We start from the raw sequence: 22,182 nt of genomic DNA, 5'->3' as shown, positions 1-22,182 counted from the left end.
ACAGATTTATAAAATGAAAAAATTATATTTTGTATTGGTTTTACTCATCTGCTCAATAAAATGGGCATTTGCTGTGTCATTTTCCACTGCTGGTTTTTTCGAACTGAAGGAAACCGGACGTACTGTTTATTCAATGAATCAAGCATGGCGTTTCCATAAAGGAGACATAAGTGGAAATCCTTTTGAAATGGGATTTGATGATAGTGCTTGGAGTGTAGTTTCAGTACCTCATGGTATAGAATTACTGCCGGTAGATGCAAGTGGCTGTGCAAATTATCAGGGGGTAGTATGGTATAGAAAACATTTCCGTAAGCCTTCAGAACTTATTGGAAAGAAGTTGTTCCTGCACTTTGAGGGTATTATGGGTAAAAGCGAAATATATATAAACGGAAATCTTGTGAAGAAACATTTCGGAGGATATCTTCCGGCTATTGTAGATGTAACTGAAATCCTTAATAATGACTCCGATAATGTTATAGCAGTAAAAGCTGATAATAGTGATGATCCTACTTATCCAGTAGGTAAACAGCAGAATATGCTTGACTTTACATATTTTGGTGGTATTTATAGAGACTGTTGGCTGGTGGCTCATAATGATATATTTATTACCGACGCAAATTATGAAAATGAGGTAGCTGGCGGAGGATTATTTGTATCGTATGCAGATGTTTCTGAAAAGTCTGCAAAGGTGAACCTCAAACTTCATGTACGTAATGAATCGTCATCCGGTAAAAAAGTTAAAATAGAATATCGTCTGAATGATAAACAAGGTAATACTGTAAAGACAGCTACTGCTTCTTTGTTACTACGTAGTGGAAAAGCAGCACACTCTACATCTTCTATAAAGTTAGAAAATCCAAAATTGTGGAGTCCACGTTCTCCATACCTTTATAATCTTGAAGTTAGGATATATGATAATAATGGAAATATACTTGATGGATATAGAAAGCGAATAGGTATACGCAGTATAGAGTTTCGTAAGACTGAAGGGTTGTGGATTAATGGGAAACCTTATCCTGGTAAAATAATAGGAACAAACCGTCATCAGGATTTTGCTGTCATAGGTAATGCTTTGCCTAATTCTTTGCAGTGGAGAGATGCAGTAAAACTTCGTGCCGCTGGAATGGAAGTTATACGTACGCATTATGTTATTGATCCAGCTTTTATGGATGCATGTGATGAACTCGGATTGTTTGCTCTTGTAGAAGTCCCTGGGTGGCAGTTTTGGAATAAAGAGCCGATATTTGCCGAACGTTTGTATTCAGATATACGTAATATGATACGTTTGCACCGTAATCATGCTTCACTATTCTTTTGGGAACCTATTCTGAATGAAACACATTATCCTGAAAGCTTTGCAAAAAATGCCTTGGATATATGTAATGAGGAGTATCCATATCCATATAGTGTAGCGGCATGTGATCATGGTGCTGCCGGTGACCATTATTATCCTTTGTTGCTTCGTCCTATCGAATCAAAACTTCGTCCTGACAAGACATATTTCATACGAGAGTGGGGTGATAACGTTGACGATTGGAATGCGCAGAATTCAGATAGTCGTGTGGCAAGAAATTGGGGAGAGATTCCTATGTTGCTTCAGGCGGAACATTATGCTTTGCCTTCGTATCAGAAAAATCATCCTGTTCTGTGTCTTGAAACAATATTTCAAAAGCCGGCACAGATTACAGGAGCTTGTTTCTGGCATTCGTTTGATCATCAGAGAGGATATCATGCCGATCCTTTTTATGGAGGAATGATGGATGCTTTTCGTCAGCCAAAAACATCTTATTATATGTTCATGTCACAAAGACCTGCTGAAAAAAACGAACTTATAGCTGATAACGGTCCTATGGTATATATAGCGCATGAATTGACACCATTTTCGCCTAACGACGTAACAGTGTATTCTAACTGCGATGAAGTACGTCTTACCGTATTCCGTGACGGAAAAACATATACATATAAGAAGGATCCTAATCATGTTGGAATGCCTTCACCGGTAATTAAATTTAATGATGTATTTCATTTTATGGAGTGGAAAGCAAAAGCACGCGCCCGTAAACATGAAGATGCTTATCTGTTGGCTGAGGGTATTATTGATGGAAAGGTTGTTGCTACTCATAAGAGATATCCTTCTGGACAGGCTGACCATATCCGTTTGCGTATAGATGATGAGGGTTTGGGATTAGTAGCCGACGGTTCGGATATAGTGACTGTTATTGCAGAGATTGTGGATAAACGTGGAACAGTGAAGCGCCTTAATAATTCTATTATAAATTTCAGTATTGAAGGTGAAGGTAGGTTGATGGCAAATTCTCAAACAGGAACTAATCCTATAGTCTCTTCTTGGGGCTCAGCTCCAGTTCTTGTTCAGTCAACAACTAAAGCCGGTAAGATAAGAATTTCTGCATCTCTTACAGTGAGTGGAGAGTCAAGACCACTTGAAGGCGTTTTGGAGTTCAAAAGTATTCCTAATCAGAAAAGAGAAATTGCTGATAGAAAGGAACTTGAATTCATGAATGTAGTATCGGAGAATGGAGAAACTGACAGGCATCTTATGAAATCTGATTTGGAACGCGAGAATGAACGCCTAAGGAAAGAATTGAATAGTATAAAGGTTAAGGAGGTTGAAAAGCAGCAGACACATTTTGGAGTAGGTATAAATGATTAATATGAACTATTCAGCTTAACATTTTACTTTACATTGATAATTAAATTTTATCCTTTAAATATTGAAGTAGAACACATAATATTTATAACTATGAAGAATCTAAAATTAATTTTCCCTTTAGGAACATTGGCTTTTGCAGCATGTTCATCCTCAGGCGAAAAACAATTGCCTGAGAGACCAAATGTATTGTTTATTTATGCCGACGATATAGGTTTTGGCGATTTGAGTTGTAATGGGACTTCTTCTGTCCGTACTCCTAATGTTGAGGCTCTGGCATCGGAAGGTATACGTTTTACTAATGCTCATTGTGGGGCGGCCACAAGTACCCCGTCACGTTATGCTATGCTTACGGGTGAATATGCCTGGAGACGTCAGGGAACTGGTATTGCCGCAGGAAATGCTGCAATGATTATCAAACCAGAAAGATATACTCTTGCAGATATGTTCAAAGATGCAGGTTATCATACTGGGGTTGTCGGTAAGTGGCATCTCGGACTTGGCGATAAAACAGGAGAACAGGATTGGAATGGTATAGTAAAACCTAATCCTTCGGACATAGGTTTTGATTATTCTTATATAATGGCTGCCACAGCCGACCGAACTCCATGTATGTTTATGGAAAATGGTAAGGGTGTAGGTCTTGATCCTAATGATCCTGTTTACGTAAGCTATAAAGAAAACTTTCCAGGTGAGCCTACAGGAAAGGATAATCCTGAACTTTTGCGTATGCATCCTTCTCATGGTCATGACCAGTCTATTGTGAATGGTATTTCCCGTATAGGTTATATGAAGGGTGGAAAGAGCGCTTTGTGGCGTGATGAAGATATAGCCGACAGTATAACTGCTCATGCTGTCAGATTTATTGAAAGAAGCCATGCATCCGGCGAACCTTTCTTTCTGTATCTTGCAACAAATGATATACACGTACCTCGTGTACCTCACGAGAGATTTGCCGGAAAGAGTGGTCTCGGACCTCGAGGTGACGCTTTGCTTTCATTCGACTGGACTGTTGGTGAGGTTATGAAAACATTGAAGCGTCTTAATTTGGATGAAAATACAATAGTTGTTCTTTCAAGTGACAATGGCGCAGTAATTGATGATGGTTATAAAGACCAGGCGGTAGAACTTCTTGGTGACCATAAGGCAACCGGTATTTACCGTGGCGGGAAATATAGTAGCTATGAAGGTGGTACCCGTGTTCCATGTATTTTACGTTGGAAAGGTAAAGTACAGCCAGGAGTGTCAAATAACCTGATGTCACAGCTTGACTGGTTTGCCTCATTTGCTGAAATGTGCGGTGTACAGATACCTGAAGGGGCTGCTCCTGATAGTGAAAATCATCTGTCTTCATGGCTTGATTCCAAAACTAAGGGACGTATTTCATTAGTGGAACAAAATGTTCAGAACAATCTTTCTATTACAGATGGTAAATGGAAATACATTCCTGCTGCTGATGGACCTGTTTACAATAAGCAGACTAACACAGAGCTTGGAAACAATCCGAAGGAAGACCAGTTGTATGATTTGGTCTCAGATCCTGGAGAGAAAAATAATATTGCTAAAGAAAATGTTGAATTGGTAAAAGAACTTCGTTCTAAACTGTTACAGGAAATCGGGCGTGGAGCACATTACAGGACTTTGAAGGGGGAAAAGTAATAATACTCTGAAAATAATGTTTGAAAGAACTCTTTGAGTAGTACGATAAGGAGTTGCCTAATGCTTTCTTTGGCAACTCCTTTTTATCAATTAAATGTAAAATATAATTATGAAACGATATCTTATTAATATATTAATATTATTGTCCATATTACCGACATATATGTATGGGCAGAAAGAAACTAAATTGTTACCAGCGGATCAGGAAATAACCTTAAAGTATGGTGCAGACAGGTTAGGAAAACGTCAGGATGCAGCTATGCAAAGATTCAGAGATAACCGCTTGGGTATATTTATTCATTGGGGACTTTATGCGATACCAGGTGGAGAATGGAATGGGAAAATCTATAATGGCGCTGCAGAGTGGCTTAAAGCTTGGGCAAAAGTTCCAACTGATGAATGGTTGAAACTAAAGGAAAAATGGAATCCTACAGATTTTGATGCTAGAAAATGGGCAAAAATGGCTAAGAAAATGGGAGCCAAATATGTGAAAATTACGACAAAACATCATGAAGGTTTCTGCTTGTGGCCAAGTAAATACACCGAACATACAGTAGCTAATACTCCTTATAAGAGAGATATTTTAGGGGAATTGGTGAAGGCTTATAATGATGAAGGTATTGATGTACATTTTTATTTTTCAGTGTTGGATTGGAGTCATCCTGACTATAGGTATGATATTAAATCTAAAGAGGACGAAGAAGCTTTCAAACGTTTTCTTGAGTTTACTGATAATCAGTTAAAGGAGCTTGCTACGAATTATCCGTCCGTAAAAGATTTTTGGTTCGATGGAACTTGGGATGCAAGTATGAAGAAGAATGGTTGGTGGACAGCTCATGTAGAAAAAATGCTGAAAGAGATGATCCCAGGAGTTACAATTAACAGCAGATTAAGAGCTGATGATTTTGGAAAAAGACATTTTGACAGTAATGGACATTTGATGGGAGATTATGAATCAGCATACGAACGTAGATTGCCGGATCCTATAAAAGATCTTAGAGTTACCAAATGGGACTGGGAAGCATGTATGACAATACCTGAAAATCAGTGGGGGTATCATAAAGACTGGTCAATAAGCTATGTAAAGACGCCATACGAGGTGTTACAGCGTATTGTACATGCTGTATCAATGGGAGGAAATATGGTCGTGAATTTTGGACCACAAGCAAATGGAGACTTCAGGATTGAGGAAAAAGAAATAGCTGAAGTTATAGGTAATTGGATGAACAAATATGGTGAGTCTATTTACGGATGTGATTATGCCGGTTGGGAAAAGAAAGACTGGGGATACTATACAAAAAAAGATGATAATGTTTATATGGTAGTTTTTAATGTGCCATATTCAGGAAAGCTGAATGTTAAGGTACCTGACGGAGTAAAAATTATAAATGCGTCTGTTATTAAAGGAAAAGATGTCAAAGCTGAGGAGATAGCACGTAATGAATATAATATTGATATGCCTTTAGATGTGCCGAAAGGTCCTTTTGTTATCAAATTAAATATTGATTTGAAAACAGGAAAATCAGATAAATATATTGATGCACTGACATAACTTATTGCAAAATAACGAATATTGACAATTGGGCTCATTTCTGAAAAACAGTATTTTTTGATTTCATCATAAAAACTTTTCGAGATGGGCCCAATATTTTGATTATATTATGGCTAGAATAACTTTTTTATTTTTATTTCTAATATTAAATATTACTTCACAAGCTGGTAATATAAATAAAGAATATTCATTGTGGTATAATAGTCCTGCTTTTAACAGAGGAGGTGATTACACTCATATTATATCGAGAGGATATCCTTTTGATGAAGATTGGGAAAAATGGTCCCTTCCCATAGGCAATGGTGCTATGGGTGCTTGTATATTTGGACGTACTGATACAGAACGTATACAGTTGTCTGAAAAGACTTTAGGTAATAGAGGTCCTTATAATTTCGGTGGTTTCACAAATTTTGCTGAAATCTATATTGATATAAACCATAATTATAGTAAGAACTATAAGAGAATTTTGAATTTGAATGAGGCTATATCTACAGTTAATTATCAACATGAAGGAGTAGAATATACACGTGAATATTTTGCAAATTATCCGAGTCAAATCATTGCTGTAAAATTTAAAGCAGACAAGCCAGGAATGATATCTTTCACTTTACGTCCAAGAATTCCATATCTGAAACCATTTGACAAAGAACAGAATGGACGAAGTGGAAGTGTGATAGCTTCGCCTGGATTAATTACAATGTCTGGAAAAATACAATATTATGATTTGGATTATGAATCGCAGATAAAGGTAGTCAATTACAATGGTGAAATTAAATGTAAAACAGATAACAAAAATAATGGGCAGATAGAAGTTGTAAATGCTGATAGTGTGGTTCTATACATTGCTGCTGCTACATCATACAAATTGAATGATAGTGTTTTCTTGCGTCCTAACAAAGAAAAATTCAAAGGTAATCCTCATCCTCATTCTTTACTTAACAAACGAATCCAATCTGCATGTGACAAAGGATATGATTTTTTACGTAAAGAACATATTGTTGATTATCAATATTTTTTCAATAGGGCTGATATACAATTGACAGATAAGGTTCCTGATATCCCTACTGACATATTATTGTCTCAGTATCGTTCTGGTAAATCTGATTTATATTTAGAGGAACTATTATTCCAATATGGCAGATATTTGCTTATTTCATCGTCAAGAACCGGATCACTACCTTCAAATTTACAGGGGGCATGGACACAATATGATTTTTCTCCATGGTCCGGTGGATATTGGCACAACGTAAATGTTCAAATGAATTATTGGCCTGCTTTTAATACAAATTTGCGTGAGTTATTTATCCCATATATGATGTATAATGAGGCTTTCCGGAAATCAGCTGTCAAAAAAGCTGTGGATTATATCACTCGTAATAATCCGGAAGCACTTGATCCTATAGATGAAGAAAATGGTTGGACAATAGGAACAGGAGCTACAGCTTTTGAAATTGAAGCTCCCGGTGGACATTCAGGTCCTGGAACAGGAGGTTTTACTGCAAAATTGTTTTGGGATTATTACGATTTTACACGTGATAAAGTACTGTTGAAGGAGCATGTTTATCCGGCTTTACTTGGAATGAGTAAATTTTTGTCCAAAACATTAAAGGAACAACAGGACGGAACATTATTGGTAGATCCATCTTTTTCACCAGAACAAAGGCATAACAAACAATATTATCGTGCAAAAGGATGTATATTTGATCAAAGTATGATTCTTGAGACTTATCAGGATTTGTTAAAGGCTGCTGAGATATTGGACATAAAAGACCCTTTCCTGAAAACAGTGAGAAAACAAATTGATAAGCTGGATGCTATAAAGATAGGAGCCTCAGGACAGATTAAGGAATTTAGGGAAGAAAATAAATATGGAGAAATAGGTGAATATACACATAGACATATATCCCAATTGTGTGCAATGTATCCAGGTACGGTAATAAACAGCAATACTCCCGAATGGATGAATGCTGCCATAGTTACTTTGAATAATCGTGGAGACAAATCAACTGGTTGGGCAATGGCACATCGTCAGAATTTGTGGGCCAGAGCCAAAAATGGTAATAAAGCTTATCAGTTATATAAAAATATACTGTTGAAAGGGGTTGCTGAAAATTTGTGGGGAACACATCCTCCTTTTCAGATTGATGCAAATCTGGGAGCTACAGCCGGTGTGGCTGAAATGCTTCTACAAAGTCATGAAGGCTATATTGAACCATTGCCGGCTCTTCCAGACGATTGGTCTACTGGTAGCTATAGCGGACTTATGGCACGTGGTAATTTTCAGGTATCAGTAAATTGGGAAAACGGTTATGCCAAAGAAATCGCAATTTTATCGAATAAAGGAGAGTTATGTAGGGTAAGATATGAAGGTTTGTGTAATGCAAAAATAACAGACGCTAAAGGGAAAACCGTAAGGTTTAAGATTATAGACAGTGATCTTATAGAATTCAAAACTAAAAAGGATATGACTTATTATATAAAGTTTTAAATTTGCGTCATCTTTTGTGAATATTAATTTTAAAAAACTCTATATGTACCATGGAAACCAAAATCTTAAAACCTGCATTAAGTGCAGTTTGTTGTTCTTTGCTTTTCCCGAATAGCATTATGTCTCAGGAAAAACCTAATATTATATTGATTATTTCTGACCAACACAGAGGTGATGCTATGCATTGTATGGGTAATGATTTTATTAATACGCCTAATTTGGACGGTTTGGCTGAGGATGGAACTCTTTTTACTAGTGGATATACTTCTGCTCCGTCAAGTACTCCGGCCAGGGCAGGGCTTCTTACAGGAATGTCGCCTTGGCATCATGGAATGTTGGGATATGGACGTGTTGGAAGTAAATATAAATATGAAATGCCTGCCATGTTAAAGGAAAACGGTTATTTCACTTTTGGTATCGGAAAAATGCACTGGTTCCCTCAGAAAGCTTTACATGGCTTTCACGGAACTCTGGTCGATGAGAGTGGCAGGGTAGAGAGTGAAGATTTTATCAGCGACTATAGATTGTGGCTGCAGATGCAGGCTCCTGGAATAAATCCTGATTCTACCGGTATCGGCTGGAATGATCATGGTTCCGGTGTCTATAAGCTTGCTGAAGAATTGCATCCTACTGCATGGACCGGAAAAATGGCATGCGAAATGATTAGGAACCATAAAAATGGAACTAATAAGCCATTGTTCCTGAAAGTTTCTTTTGCACGTCCGCATAGTCCGTATGATCCGCCAAAACGTTTTGCCGAAATGTATGAAGGAAAAGATGTTGAAGCACCATTTATTTCCGAATGGTGTAAAGAAAGGGATTATGCCAAACTTACAAATCCGAAAGATGCAGCACCGGATGCTCCTTACGGTAACTTTGGAATAGAATATGCCAAAGAATCCAGAAGACATTATTATGCAAATGTAACATTTATCGATGAAGAAATAGGTAAGATTATAGATGCTCTTAAGGATGAAGGTATGTATGAGAATTCAATAATATGTTATGTTTCCGACCATGGAGATATGTTGGGCGATCATCATCATTGGCGGAAAACTTACCCATACGAAGGCTCTACGCATATTCCATTCATTGTAAAATGGCCATCTTCGTATAATTTTGCAAAAGGACAACATATTGACAGTCCTGTAGAATTAAGAGATTTGCTTCCTACATTCCTCGATGTTGCCGGAACCAAAGTTCCTGAAGATATGGATGGTCTTCCATTGACATATCTTTTGAACGGTAATGAAAACAAATGGCGTAAGTATATTGATTTGGAACATGCTACATGCTACAGCAAGGATAATTATTGGTGTGCATTGACGGATGGAAAGATTAAATACGTATGGCGTTTCTCAACAGGTGAAGAGGAACTTTTTGATTTGAAGAAAGATCCGCAGGAGAATCATAATGTGATTCATGACAAGCGATATAATAAGGTCTATAAGGAACTAAGAAAGGCTATGATTGAGCATTTGTCTGAAAGAGGTGATGAATTTGTAAAAGATGGAGAGCTTCAGATATTAAAGAGAACTGTTCTTTATAGTCCATTGTTCCCGGACGAAAACCCTGTTGATACCGGAATCTGAGTACTAATATAACAATGAAAAGTTATGAAAATCATTACTAAGTATGTTTTACTGCTGATTTTATTGGTATTAAGTACAACAGTATATTCACAGAACGGCAACGACATAAATACTATACGTAGAAACTTCAACAAAATTTATGTTGAAAACGATTTCTCTGACAATACACTTAAAGAGTCCCTAATAAAGAATCAGCCGGGATATGATGTGTCCGACAGAGTTGTAGTAGAATTGCAGCAACTGGTCCCTACATCATCTGAGAGAATAACAGAATATTTGCAGACCTTAAATGCAAATGGCTCATGGAGAGATATCGACTATAAGAATGGTAACCGTTCCGGTTGGGAGCCTAGTCGGCATGTGGAGCGAATATTGGAAATGGTGATAGCATATCTGAGTAAGGAGTCTTTTTATTATGGTTCGGATAAATTGGAGATTGCTGTACATAATGCCATGAATTATTGGTTTGACTCCGGATTGAGATGCTCTAACTGGTGGTATAATGAGATTGGTGTACCACGAACATTAGGTACGGCATTTATTCTGTTTATGGATAGGATGTCTGATACTGAAATAAAGAAAGCCATAGCCGTGATGGAAAATTCAAAGATAGGTATGACGGGTCAGAACAAGGTATGGCTTTCTGCAAATGTTATGATGAGAGGAGTACTGGCCGGCGATGATAAACTTATCAGTGAAGCCAGAAACAGTATTGTGTCCGAAATAACCACCGGTAAGAAAGAAGGAATAAAGGATGACTGGTGTTTTCATCAGCATGGAAGCCAGCAACAATTCGGTAACTATGGTTTGGCCTACGTCTATACCATGAGTCTGCTTTCTGGTATGTTGTCTGGAACATCCATGGCATTTACAAAAGAACAGCTTGACATTATATCTTCATTGATTGAAAAAGGATATCAGTGGATTATATGGAATGGCGGAATGGATATAAATGCTTTGGGTAGACAATTGTTTGTTTCTGCCCCCGTACATAAGGCACTCAGTATGGCCATTGCGGCATCAAAACTTGGCGGTGATGACAAAGATTGTAGGAATGTATCTGAAAGGTTTATAAATAACTGTTTCAGTAAGAGAAACAGTTTCACCGGAATGTATCATTTTTGGCAGTCGGATTATTCTATATGCAGGAGGAAAGACTGGATGACTTCGCTCAAAATGGCTTCGACTAGGGTGACAGGAGCTGAGTGTATGAACGGTGATAATATGAAAGGCTATTATATGGCAGATGGGGCAATGTATCTGTACAAGAATGGAGATGAGTATTTGGATATCTTCCCATTATGGGATTGGAGAAAATTGCCTGGAATAACATGTTATGACGAAAGTGCAGATATGCCTGTGCTGAGAAATTCCTATAAACCTGGAAATGATGAAGCATTTGTAGGTGGATTAAGCGATGGCGTATGTGGAATAAGCACCATGCAACTTAAGAGAGATGGTCTGAAGGCTCGCAAAACTTGGATTTTTGAAGATTCTATGATTATTTGTCTTGGCTCGGGAATAGAGTCTGATTCAGCACTGAATGTAACGACTTCTGTTGAACAGTGTTGGGCAAAGGGTGGTATCAGAAAAATTGTAAATCAGGGCCATGCCGGCACGAACTCATCTGAGAGTGTCAGAATTTTGCATGATAACACCGGATATATATTATGGAATAATGTTGATGATTGTACTATTGAAAGAAGATTTGCGAGTGGTAGCTGGCATGATATAATGAATATGTATAGCAAAGACAAGCAGATTTCCGGCGAGATATTTTCCATATATATTAATCATGGAAAGGCACCGGCTGATGCAACTTATTGTTATGCTATAGTACCAAATACAGATTACCGCTCTTTGAAAGAATTGAATACATCTGATATTGCTATACTTGAAAACAATTCATGTATTCAGGCAGTATATCTGAAAAATAAAGGTATATGTTGGGCTTCTGTATCACAACCTGTTACTTTAAATATTAATTCAGATATAAATTTAGACTTCAGAACTGCGGGTCTATATAAAGTTTCGTTACAGGGAAACGATGTTGATATAATGTATTCAGATCCTACTCAGGCCTTGGAAAAAGCTACGGTATATGCAAATGGTAAAGAATTTACAGGCAATTTGCCAAAAGGAAAATATAGTGGTACTAGTATTAAATTAACCAATAAATTTACATCATTATGAAGAAAATTCTAAGATTGTTGTTTTGTATGTTAGTTCTGGCTTTTGGTATAGAAAATATATCTGCCCAGACTAACGAATTTGAGATGTTCATGCAGAAGATAAGACAGGATTTCAAGATAAATCCGTCTATTGATGAGGATTTGAAAACTTACGATCCTTCTGAAGGCAAATTCACGGATGTCGATTATGCAAGCATCCAAAGAACACATTGGCCTCCGCTTGTGCACATTGACAGATTGTATAACTTTGCTTTTGCCTACACTAACAGCGAGAATAAATACTATAAGAATGAGGAGCTGTATAATAAGATAGTCAAGGGATTGGAATACTGGCATGAACGCAATCCTTGGTGTCACAACTGGTGGTATAACCAGATAGCCGAACCTCAGTTGCTTGGTGTGTTGCTTATACAGATGCGTATTGGTGAAAAGAAAATTCCGGCTGAACTTGAGGATAAAATACTCGAAAGAATCAAGACAGACGGTGGAAATCCTGCAAAATGGACAGGTGCAAACCGTACTGATATTGCATTGCACTGGATATATCGTTCATGCTTGAAAGAAGATGCAGAGAGTTTGGATTTTGCTATGGAAAATGTATACAATCCTATAGTCTATACCACAAAGGAAGGCTTTCAGTATGATAACAGCAATTTCCAGCATGGCCAGCAACTGTATATTGGCGGATATGGTGATGAAATCTTGAAGGGGGTAACACAGGTTGCCATGTATGCACACGGAACCCGTTTTGCCATTCCGAAAGAGAAAGTACAGCTTATCAGTAAATTTATGAGGGAGACATATTATCCTTCAATTCGCGGTAAATTTATGTTGTTCGATGTGATGGGTAGAAGTGTTAGCCGTCCCGGAGTTCCTGATAAATCGCATACAGCTTTGTTTGCCGAACGTATGAAGACATTAGATCCTGAAAATGCGGAAGAATTCCAGCAGATAATAGACAGGTTGACAGAGAAAAAACCTGCTGATTATGCTTTGAAACCATTCCATACACACTATTTCAGAGGAGACTATACTCTTCATGTACGTCCTGAGTATACATTCGATGTTCGTATGGTATCTAGTCGTACAGGTAGATGCGAATATGGAAACGGTGAAAACCTGAAAACATATTTCATGTCGGACGGATGTACAAACATTGTAATGCGTGGTGATGAATATGATGGTATATTCCCTGTTTGGAATTGGGCACGTATACCGGGCGTTACGGCACCACAATTCAAGGAAATACCAAAGGCTAAAAGTGATTGGCAACAATTGGGAACTTCTACATTTGCCGGAGGTGTGTCTGATTCTATTTATGGTGTCACAACTTATTCTTATAGCGACGATTATAAAGACATTAAAACTTCTGCCAATAAGGCTTGGTTCTTTTTTGATGACGAAGTCGTATGTCTTGGGGCTGGTATAAACTCCGAAGCGCCTGAGAAGGTTTTCACTACTGTAAATCAGTCGTTGTTGTCTCGTGAAAGCCTTATTGAAGGTAATGCGGGTGAGAATACGAAATGGATTATACACGATAATATTGGATACATCTTCCCTAATGGAGGAAATGTATTTACTCTTACAGACAAGCAGAGTGGTACATGGTATGAGATAAACAATAGCATAAACGATAAAAATGTGATTGAGAAAGATATATTCACAATAGGTTTCGACCATGGTCTTAAGCCTAAGAATGCTTCGTATGCGTACATTGTTGCTCCGGGAATGAATGATGCCAAAGAGATAAAGAAATATATCAATAAGGGAAATGTAGAGATTATTGAAAACACCTCGGATGTTCAGGCTGTTTGCCATAAAAAACTGGATGTCATAGGAATCGTATTCTATAAGGCAGGAGTGTTCTTAGGCAAAAATGTTACAGTAGAGACTGACAAACCGTGTGCCATATTACTGAAAGGCATTAAAGGAAATAATCCTGTGATACACGTTGCTGATCCTGGACAGAAATGTGAAGTAATAAACATCTCTGTTTCTAAAGGCAAGAATGGAAAAGAAAAGCATAAGATAGTATTTACTCCAGATGAAAATCCTATCTTTGCCGGTGCAACCAAAGCATTTGTATTAAATTGATTATATAACAAAATAATATGGCAGCCATTAAAACCTGTATAATAGGTCTGGGATATAGAGGAAAAAGACTGTTGGAGCTTTTGTCTTCTATAGATGATTTTGAAGTGGTATCTGTTTCTGACCCATATCTGGGTGAAGATATCAAGATGAATTACCGTTCTTATTCGAATGGTAAGGATGATTACAGGAATATGATATTGCAATGTTCTCCCGAACTTGTTATTATAGCCTCTCCATGGCAATATCATGTGGAACAGGCTATGTTTGCGGTTTTGAATGGTTGCCATGTTGCTTTGGAAATAAAAGGTGGGTTGTATCTCGATGAATATAAGCCATTGATAGAGGCTGCCCGTGATAGAGGAAGGAATATATATCCTCTTGAAAATACCATATTCATGCGTGAGCATTTGTCCATGCTTAACCTTATCAATTCCGGTATACTGGGAGACATAGTCGCCGTGAAAGGAGGCTATAGACATGACATAAGGAAAATACTCATTAATGAAAGAGGAGAAATAGGAGTTGATTCAGGTGCCGATGCAGCCTGGAGAAGTAAGTTCTATCTGGAAGAGAACGGAGATATATATCCTACACATGGATTGGCGCCTATATGTTTATTTTCTGGGATAGGAAGGACTGATAAAATTGTGAAACTGGTTTCATTTGCTTCTGCCGCATACGGTATAAATGAATATATAAATCATTGTGGAGGAAATAATGATAAGAAGATAACTATGGGAGACGTGATTGTGACACAGATGATTACGGAGAAAGGAACTCTCGTGACATTGACACACGACACAACCTTGCCAAGACCGCGAAGCATGGATATAGAGATTCAGGGAAGCAAGGGAATATGGCGAGGTGAATCCAGAAAGATATATATAGAAAATGTATCTCCGTACGAGACATGGGAAGACGACAGCAAATATATTGACAGCTTCGAACATGAATCGTGGAAGAAATGGGGGAAAGATGCTATAAGTATAGACGAGCACCACAAGGGTATGGATTATATAATGTTGAAATTGTTGGCAGGTGATATGGAAGGGGAAGAAATATATCCGATAAACATTAGTGATTTGGCTCTGTGGACATCTGTAACTCCTTTATCAAAAACGTCTATTGCAGAGGGACGTATAATAACACTGTAGCTTCCGAAACATTGATTCAGGCTTATAATAGCATTGTCTGATTCATATTGTCTTTTCTTAATTTTTTAAGTACAGGTACTGTAAGCGGAAATGCCAGAAGGAAAGAACAGAAATCCGACACAGCCTGACACATTTCTACACCCTGCAGACCGAATATGCCTGGCAGAATGATTATAAGAGGTATGAAGAAAAGTCCTTGTCGGGCCGACGAAAGGATAAGAGCTCTTCCCGGCACTCTTATTGTCTGTAGCATCATGTTGCATAGTATTACCCATGTGCCAATTGGAAGAGTTATCAGTTGCCAACGAAGCGCTCTGGCTCCGATTTCAATTACCAAAGGATCGTCCTTACGGAACCATGACACTATTTCAGGGGCAAATATATATCCTATTATTGAACATACAGCAAGGAATATTACACCCGTTTTCACACAAAAATAGAATCCTTCGCGTACACGTCTGTATAGTCCTGCACCATAGTTGAATCCGCAAACAGGTTGGAATCCCTGTCCGAATCCTATTACAAACGAGTTTATGAACATGCATATTCTTGTCACTATTGACATCCCGGCTATTGCGGCATCGCCATAGTTGCCTGCAGCCACATTAAGCATGATAGTGGAAAGACTTACAAGTCCCTGACGGCTGAGCGACGGTATACCGCCGTATGTTATTTCTTTAAGATAATTGAACGAGGGTGTGAAATTCCTGAACTTTATTTTGATGTTTGTTCCCTTGCTGTCCATGTACATAAGGACCATGAAACTGCATATCTGGCTTATTACGGTGGAAAGCGCGGCTCCTGCAACACCCATATCGAATACGAATATAAGCAGAGGGTCAAGCCCGATGTTGATTATCGCGCCTATTATAATACCTATCATGGCGTAAACGGCATTTCCCTGAAAACGCATCTGATTGTTGAGCACCAGCGATGAGGCCATGAAAGGCGCTCCCAGCAGAATTATTCCCAGATAGTTTTCCGCGTATGGCAGTATGGTTTCTGTGGAACCGAGCATCAGACATATCGGAGTAAGAAAGATATTTCCTATGACGGCTATCAGCAGTCCGAATGTGAATGCGTAGAAAAATCCTGTCGATGCCATCTTTTCGGCATTGTCATAGTCCTTGGCGCCAAGTTTTCGCGAAATGTAATTGCCGGAACCATGTCCGAAGAAGAAACCGAAGGCCTGGATTATCGCCATTACGGAAAATGATATTCCTACAGCTGCCGTCGACTGTGTGTTGATTTGTCCTACGAAATATGTATCAGCCATTACATAGAATGATGTAACCAGCATACTTATTATGGTCGGTATAGCCAGTGAGGTTATCAGTCCCGGAATAGGTGCTGTGGTCATCATCTTATGTTTGTCTTGTGCTGTTGCTTTCATAAAACTGTAATTTTTTTTGCGTCTGGATTATGCTTCGCAATTGTGAAAAGTCTTACAAAAATAGATGTTTTTTTTGTTTTTCTTCCTATTAATGAGCCATTTCGTCCATATTCATAAGATAAATTAATATACTATTAGTTCATTTTTCTTCATATTTGCGTATCTTTGTGCCCAATAGTAATTAAAACAATTAGAAAAATATAAAATAAGTTAGAACAATGGCACAGGAAGACGTTTTCAAGAAATTGGTTTCTCACTGTAAAGAGTATGGTTTTGTATTCCCTTCAAGTGATATATACGATGGACTAGGAGCTGTATATGATTACGGTCAGATGGGTGTGGAACTGAAAAATAATATCAAGCAGTATTGGTGGCAGAGCATGGTGCTTCTGCACGAAAATATTGTAGGTATAGACTCTGCTATTTTTATGCATCCTACTATTTGGAAAGCTTCAGGACACGTTGACGCTTTCAATGATCCATTGATTGATAACCGTGATTCAAAGAAACGTTACCGTGCAGACGTTTTGATAGAAGAACAGATAGCCAAATATGAAGATAAGATTAACAAGGAAGTAGCCAAGGCTGCAAAGAAATTCGGCGATGCTTTTGATGAAGCTCAGTTCCGTAGCACTAACGCACGTGTCCTTGAACATCAGGCTAAACTTGACGCATTGCATGAACGTTACGCTAAGGCTATGAATGCTAATGACTTGAACGAATTGCGTCAGATTATACTTGATGAGGAAATTGTATGCCCTATTTCAGGTACTAAGAACTGGACAGAGGTGCGTCAGTTTAACCTTATGTTTACTACAGAAATGGGTTCTACAGCCGATGGCGCAATGAAAGTATATCTTCGTCCTGAGACTGCACAGGGTATCTTCGTGAACTATCTGAATGTACAGAAAACCGGTCGTATGAAAGTTCCTTTCGGTATCGCACAGATTGGTAAGGCTTTCCGTAACGAAATCGTTGCACGTCAGTTTATTTTCCGTATGCGTGAGTTCGAACAGATGGAAATGCAGTTCTTCGTTAAACCAGGAACAGAACTTGAATGGTTCAAAACTTGGAAAGAAATCCGTCTGAAATGGCATAAAGCTCTCGGCTTCGGTGATGATCATTATCGTTTCCATGACCACGAAAAACTGGCTCACTACGCTAATGCCGCTACAGATATCGAATTCCTAATGCCATTCGGATTCAAGGAAGTTGAAGGTATCCATAGCCGTACTAACTTCGACTTGAGCCAGCACGAAAAATATTCAGGTAAGAGCATCAAGTACTTCGATCCTGAAATCAACGAAAGCTACACTCCGTATGTTATCGAGACATCAATCGGTGTTGACCGTATGTTCCTCAGCATCATGAGTGCTTCATATTGTGAAGAAAAGCTTGAAAACGGCGAAACTCGTGTTGTTCTTAAATTACCTGCTGCTTTAGCTCCTGTGAAACTAGCTATCATGCCGTTGGTTAAGAAAGACGGTCTGCCTGAAAAAGCACGCGAAATCATGAACGACCTTAAGTTCCACTTCAACTGTCAGTATGACGAGAAAGACAGTATCGGTAAGCGTTACCGTCGTCAGGATGCAATCGGTACTCCATACTGTATCACAATCGACCACCAGACTTTGGAAGACAACTGCGTAACATTGCGTAACCGTGATACAATGCAGCAGGAACGTGTGGCTATATCAGAACTTAACAATATCATTGCTGATAAGGTAAGTATCACAAGCTTATTGAAAACTATACAATAATTTATGCATACAAATAATAGATTCTTTTGGCTCGTAATAATTCTTTCTGTATTGACAGTGGGTTTCTCCTCTTGTGCTAAAGATACAGAGATTGTAGATCCGTATGCCAACTGGAAAGAAAGAAATGAGCAGTTTATCGATTCTATAGCGGATGTGGTAAGTAATCCTCCTTCGGGTGAGATATGGCGTAAGTATGAGAACTACAAAATAAAATTCGAAAATGAGATAAATAATCCACTGAAGCCATACGAATATAAAAACTATGACTATGTATACGTAAAGTATGCCAAGGAGGAAGATATTTATACAGGAGATGAGCCGTTGATAAACTTTACAGATACAGTGTCTTTGGCATATCAGGGCTTCATAATAGACGGAACCCGTTTCGACGGTAACTATTATGGCACTTTCGATAAGGAAGTTACTGATAACTTTGGAAAGTTTGATGTTTCGGAGAATTATGTCGTCGGTTGGACCACAGCTTTGATGCACATGAAGCCTGACATGTCTGACAAGGCTACTGTTTATATTCCATACCAAATGGGATATAAAGATGAGAATAAAAGTGATGTAATCAAAGCTTATTCTACTTTGATATTTGAAATGTATATTGACGAGATTATTCATCCATACAGTACCAATAATTCAGATAACTGAAATTATTGACCAGTGAATACAAAAAGCATCCTTAATGGTTATTACTGTTCTGGATGCTTTTTTGTTATAAGCAAATTATTAGTTTGTTAGTTCTTAAGTTTATAGGTTAGTTGACGTGAACTTAAAACTCACAAACTTAAAAACTGATAAACTTAAAAACTTACACTTATGCCTTTAAATTTACCCGATAAACTTCCTGCCATTGATATCCTGAAGGAAGAAAACATATTCGTTATTGACAGTTCCAGGGCTACATCGCAGGACATACGTCCGCTGAAGATTGTCATCCTTAATCTTATGCCATTGAAGATTACTACAGAAACAGACCTTATACGTCTTCTCTCAAACTCTCCTCTACAGATAGAAGTAAGTTTCATGAAAATAAAGAGCCACACATCAAAGAATACTCCGATAGAACACATGAAAGCTTTCTACCGTGATTTCGAAGATATGCGCGACGAGAAGTTTGACGGCATGATTATCACCGGAGCGCCTGTGGAGCATCTAGATTTCGAGGATGTGAATTATTGGGGTGAAATTCAGGATATATTCAACTGGACACGTACTCACGTCACATCCACTTTCTATATCTGTTGGGCTGCTCAGGCAGGATTGTATCACCATTATGGTATTTCTAAATATGCTCTTGACAAGAAAATGTTCGGTATCTTCGAACATCATATCTGCGACGGATTCACTCAGCTGCCTATATTCCGTGGATTTGATGACGAGTTCTTTGTACCGCACAGCCGCCATACTGAGGTTCGCCGTGAAGATATAGAAAAGTGCCCTGAATTGTCAATTATTTCCGAGTCCGAAGATTCGGGTGTACATATAGTGATGGCACGTGGCGGACGCGAATTCTACGTGACAGGCCATTCGGAATATTCGCCGCTTACACTTGATGGAGAATACCGCCGCGATCTTGGAAAAGGTCTGCCTATCGATATGCCTAAGAACTATTATCGCGACAATGACCCAGACAAGGGACCGGTGGTGAGGTGGCGCAGCACTGCAAATCTGCTTTTCTCCAACTGGCTCAACTACTATGTATATCAGGAAACTCCATACGATATTAATCAGATTAAATAATGATAAAACAACGTCCTATAGAACTTCTTGCTCCTGCCAAGAATCTTGAATGTGGAATCGAGGCTATCAATCATGGTGCCGATGCAGTCTATATCGGTGCACCACGTTTCGGTGCGCGTGCCGCTGCAGGTAATTCCATAGAAGACATCAAGGCTTTAGTAGAGCATGCACATCTGTATAACGCACGTATATATGTCACAGTAAATACAATCCTGCATGACGAGGAACTGCCGGAAACGGAGAAAATGATATGGGAATTGTATCGTGCCGGTGTAGATGCCCTGATCATACAGGATATGGGTATCACGCGCCTTAATCTTCCGCCTATAGCACTGCATGCCAGTACGCAGATGGATAACCGTACACCGGAGAAAGTGAAGTTCCTTTCGGATATAGGTTTCCGTCAGGTGGTTCTGGCACGTGAACTCTCGCTTGATGAAATAAAGAAGATACACGATACATGTCCTGAAACACTTCTCGAAGTGTTCATTCACGGTGCCTTGTGCGTTAGCTACAGCGGGCAGTGTTACGTGAGCCAGGCTTGCTACGGACGCAGTGCAAACCGTGGCGAGTGTGCACAGTTCTGCCGTCTGGCTTTCGATTTGGTGGATTCCAACGGAAAGACAATAGAACAGAACAAGCATCTCCTCTCGCTCAAAGATATGAACCAAAGCGATAATCTTGAAGCATTGCTTGATGCCGGAGCCACATCGCTGAAGATAGAAGGCCGCTTGAAGGATGTGTCGTATGTGAAGAATGTCACTGCATACTATCGTCAGAAACTGGATTCGATATTCAAATACCGTAAGGAGTATGTCAGGGCATCGTCAGGTACAGTTAAGACTACATTCACTCCGCAGCTTGACAAGAGTTTCAGCCGTGGCTTTACAGATTATTTTCTCCGTGGACGAAATCCGGGAATATTCTCATTTAGTACTCCTAAATCACTGGGTGAGGAGGTAGGTACGGTTAAGGAAATCAGAGGAAACTACTTTACTGTGGCAGGTGTGAAATCTTTCAACAATGGCGACGGACTTTGCTATATAGACGATAACGGTCGTCTTCAGGGATTTAGAGTGAACCGTGTAGAGAACAACAAGCTTTTCCCGCAGGATATGCCTAGGCTGAAACCAAAAACACGTCTTTACCGTAACTTTGATCAGGAATTTGAGAAGCTGATGCAGAAGAAATCGGCAGAAAGGAAGATTGCAGTCGATATATGTCTGGCTGAAAATAATTTTGGCTTTACATTGAGCTTTACTGACGAGGACGACAATAGCGTATCTCTCACACTGCAGCGTGTGAAAGAACCGGCACGTACACCACAGTCAGATAATCTGAGAAATCAGCTAAGTAAATTGGGAAACACCCCGTTTGAGGCTAAGGATATAAAGATAGATTTGTCTGATAACTGGTTTATTCCTTCATCCGAACTTTCAGAACTAAGACGTAATGCCGTGGAAAAACTGCTTGAAGCGCGCAGGATAAACTATCGCAGGGAAGTGTTCCGTTTGAAGGAAAGTAAGACTAAGTTTCCTGTAAGTACGCTTACATATCTTGGTAACGTGATGAACAGCTCTGCAGCCGAATTTTATAAGAACCATGGAGTTCTGAAAGTAATGCCTGCATTCGAGAAGGAACAGCCTAAGGATGCCGTTCTGATGTTCTGTAAGCATTGTATCCGCTACAGTATGGGCTGGTGTCCGGTACATCACAAGGTACGTTCTCCGTTCCGCGAGCCTTATTATCTTGTTAGCTCTGACGGCAGACGTTTCCGTTTGGAGTTTGACTGTAAGATGTGTCAGATGAAAGTTCTTGCTGATAATTCTGAACAATAGTTGTAATATTTCTTTTTCCTGATTTCATATAAGAAGGAAAATA

Annotated in this window: 13 protein-coding genes; 12 read left to right on the top strand and 1 reads right to left on the bottom strand. The window is 38.9% G+C overall.

Annotated features, from left to right (window positions below; translation table 11 throughout):
- Window positions 1-13 precede the first annotated feature (13 nt).
- The 8 genes from Q0486_RS03615 to Q0486_RS03580 all read left to right on the top strand — a co-directional run bounded on the left by Q0486_RS03615 (window position 14) and on the right by Q0486_RS03580 (window position 15,399).
- Window positions 14-2,671: a sugar-binding domain-containing protein gene (locus Q0486_RS03615; protein WP_299230333.1), complete on the top strand. Its 2,658-nt coding sequence runs from the start codon at window positions 14-16 to the stop codon at window positions 2,669-2,671.
- 90 nt (window positions 2,672-2,761) lie between these two features.
- Window positions 2,762-4,327: an arylsulfatase gene (locus tag Q0486_RS03610; protein WP_299230332.1), complete on the top strand. Its 1,566-nt coding sequence runs from the start codon at window positions 2,762-2,764 to the stop codon at window positions 4,325-4,327.
- A 109-nt stretch (window positions 4,328-4,436) separates the two neighbouring features.
- Window positions 4,437-5,879: an alpha-L-fucosidase gene (locus Q0486_RS03605; RefSeq protein WP_299230331.1), complete on the top strand. Its 1,443-nt coding sequence runs from the start codon at window positions 4,437-4,439 to the stop codon at window positions 5,877-5,879.
- Between the two features lie 109 nt (window positions 5,880-5,988).
- The gene (locus Q0486_RS03600) at window positions 5,989-8,367 is read left to right on the top strand and encodes a glycoside hydrolase family 95 protein (RefSeq protein ID WP_299230330.1); all 2,379 of its coding nucleotides are present in this window, start codon (window positions 5,989-5,991) and stop codon (window positions 8,365-8,367) included.
- A gap of 119 nt (window positions 8,368-8,486) precedes the next feature.
- The gene (locus Q0486_RS03595; protein ID WP_299230391.1) at window positions 8,487-9,959 is read left to right on the top strand and encodes an arylsulfatase; all 1,473 of its coding nucleotides are present in this window, start codon (window positions 8,487-8,489) and stop codon (window positions 9,957-9,959) included.
- A gap of 24 nt (window positions 9,960-9,983) precedes the next feature.
- On the top strand, window positions 9,984-12,152 hold the full coding sequence (locus Q0486_RS03590) for a polysaccharide lyase family 8 super-sandwich domain-containing protein (RefSeq protein ID WP_299230329.1): 2,169 nt from the start codon (window positions 9,984-9,986) through the stop codon (window positions 12,150-12,152).
- A complete protein-coding gene (locus Q0486_RS03585; protein ID WP_299230328.1) occupies window positions 12,149-14,245 on the top strand; it encodes a polysaccharide lyase 8 family protein in 2,097 nt (698 codons plus the stop codon). The genes Q0486_RS03590 and Q0486_RS03585 overlap by 4 nt, the downstream gene beginning before the upstream one ends.
- Window positions 14,246-14,262: 17 nt before the next feature.
- Complete coding sequence (locus Q0486_RS03580) at window positions 14,263-15,399, top strand: Gfo/Idh/MocA family oxidoreductase (RefSeq protein ID WP_299230327.1); 1,137 nt, start codon at window positions 14,263-14,265, stop codon at window positions 15,397-15,399.
- A gap of 22 nt (window positions 15,400-15,421) precedes the next feature.
- Here the strand turns inward: Q0486_RS03580 and Q0486_RS03575 are convergent, their stop codons facing one another.
- Complete coding sequence (locus Q0486_RS03575) at window positions 15,422-16,792, bottom strand: MATE family efflux transporter (protein WP_299230326.1); 1,371 nt, start codon at window positions 16,790-16,792, stop codon at window positions 15,422-15,424.
- A 218-nt stretch (window positions 16,793-17,010) separates the two neighbouring features.
- Between Q0486_RS03575 and Q0486_RS03570 the strand changes: the two genes are divergently transcribed.
- The 4 genes from Q0486_RS03570 (at window position 17,011) to Q0486_RS03555 (ending at window position 22,139) form a co-directional block, all read left to right on the top strand.
- Window positions 17,011-18,552, top strand: a complete 1,542-nt coding sequence (locus Q0486_RS03570) for a glycine--tRNA ligase (protein WP_299230325.1) — start codon at window positions 17,011-17,013, stop codon at window positions 18,550-18,552.
- A gap of 3 nt (window positions 18,553-18,555) precedes the next feature.
- Window positions 18,556-19,209, top strand: coding sequence for an FKBP-type peptidyl-prolyl cis-trans isomerase (locus Q0486_RS03565; RefSeq protein WP_299230324.1), 654 nt, complete (start codon window positions 18,556-18,558; stop codon window positions 19,207-19,209).
- A 168-nt stretch (window positions 19,210-19,377) separates the two neighbouring features.
- Window positions 19,378-20,301 (top strand): homoserine O-succinyltransferase, encoded by a 924-nt coding sequence (gene metA, locus Q0486_RS03560; RefSeq protein ID WP_299230323.1) that lies wholly within the window; start codon window positions 19,378-19,380, stop codon window positions 20,299-20,301.
- Window positions 20,301-22,139 carry a U32 family peptidase gene (locus Q0486_RS03555; RefSeq protein ID WP_299230322.1) on the top strand — a complete coding sequence of 613 codons (1,839 nt, stop codon included), beginning with the start codon at window positions 20,301-20,303 and terminating at the stop codon, window positions 22,137-22,139. The genes metA and Q0486_RS03555 overlap by 1 nt, the downstream gene beginning before the upstream one ends.
- Window positions 22,140-22,182: the final 43 nt, after the last annotated feature.

The organism is uncultured Bacteroides sp. (assembly GCF_937912035.1).
Lineage (GTDB): Bacteria > Bacteroidota > Bacteroidia > Bacteroidales > Bacteroidaceae > Phocaeicola.
The sequence above is the reverse complement of the archived record's forward strand: the minus strand, read 5'-3'. Positions and strand labels throughout refer to the sequence as shown.

Bases quoted from the DNA above. Each gene is read 5' to 3' on its own strand.
- Q0486_RS03615 (WP_299230333.1), top strand. From the start codon at position 14: ATGAAAAAATTATATTTTGTATTGGTTTTACTCATCTGCTCAATAAAA.
- Q0486_RS03610 (WP_299230332.1), top strand. From the start codon at position 2,762: ATGAAGAATCTAAAATTAATTTTCCCTTTAGGAACATTGGCTTTTGCA.
- Q0486_RS03605 (WP_299230331.1), top strand. From the start codon at position 4,437: ATGAAACGATATCTTATTAATATATTAATATTATTGTCCATATTACCG.
- Q0486_RS03600 (WP_299230330.1), top strand. From the start codon at position 5,989: ATGGCTAGAATAACTTTTTTATTTTTATTTCTAATATTAAATATTACT.
- Q0486_RS03595 (WP_299230391.1), top strand. From the start codon at position 8,487: ATGTCTCAGGAAAAACCTAATATTATATTGATTATTTCTGACCAACAC.
- Q0486_RS03590 (WP_299230329.1), top strand. From the start codon at position 9,984: ATGAAAATCATTACTAAGTATGTTTTACTGCTGATTTTATTGGTATTA.
- Q0486_RS03585 (WP_299230328.1), top strand. From the start codon at position 12,149: ATGAAGAAAATTCTAAGATTGTTGTTTTGTATGTTAGTTCTGGCTTTT.
- Q0486_RS03580 (WP_299230327.1), top strand. From the start codon at position 14,263: ATGGCAGCCATTAAAACCTGTATAATAGGTCTGGGATATAGAGGAAAA.
- Q0486_RS03575 (WP_299230326.1), bottom strand. From the start codon at position 16,792: ATGAAAGCAACAGCACAAGACAAACATAAGATGATGACCACAGCACCT.
- Q0486_RS03570 (WP_299230325.1), top strand. From the start codon at position 17,011: ATGGCACAGGAAGACGTTTTCAAGAAATTGGTTTCTCACTGTAAAGAG.
- Q0486_RS03565 (WP_299230324.1), top strand. From the start codon at position 18,556: ATGCATACAAATAATAGATTCTTTTGGCTCGTAATAATTCTTTCTGTA.
- metA (WP_299230323.1), top strand. From the start codon at position 19,378: ATGCCTTTAAATTTACCCGATAAACTTCCTGCCATTGATATCCTGAAG.
- Q0486_RS03555 (WP_299230322.1), top strand. From the start codon at position 20,301: ATGATAAAACAACGTCCTATAGAACTTCTTGCTCCTGCCAAGAATCTT.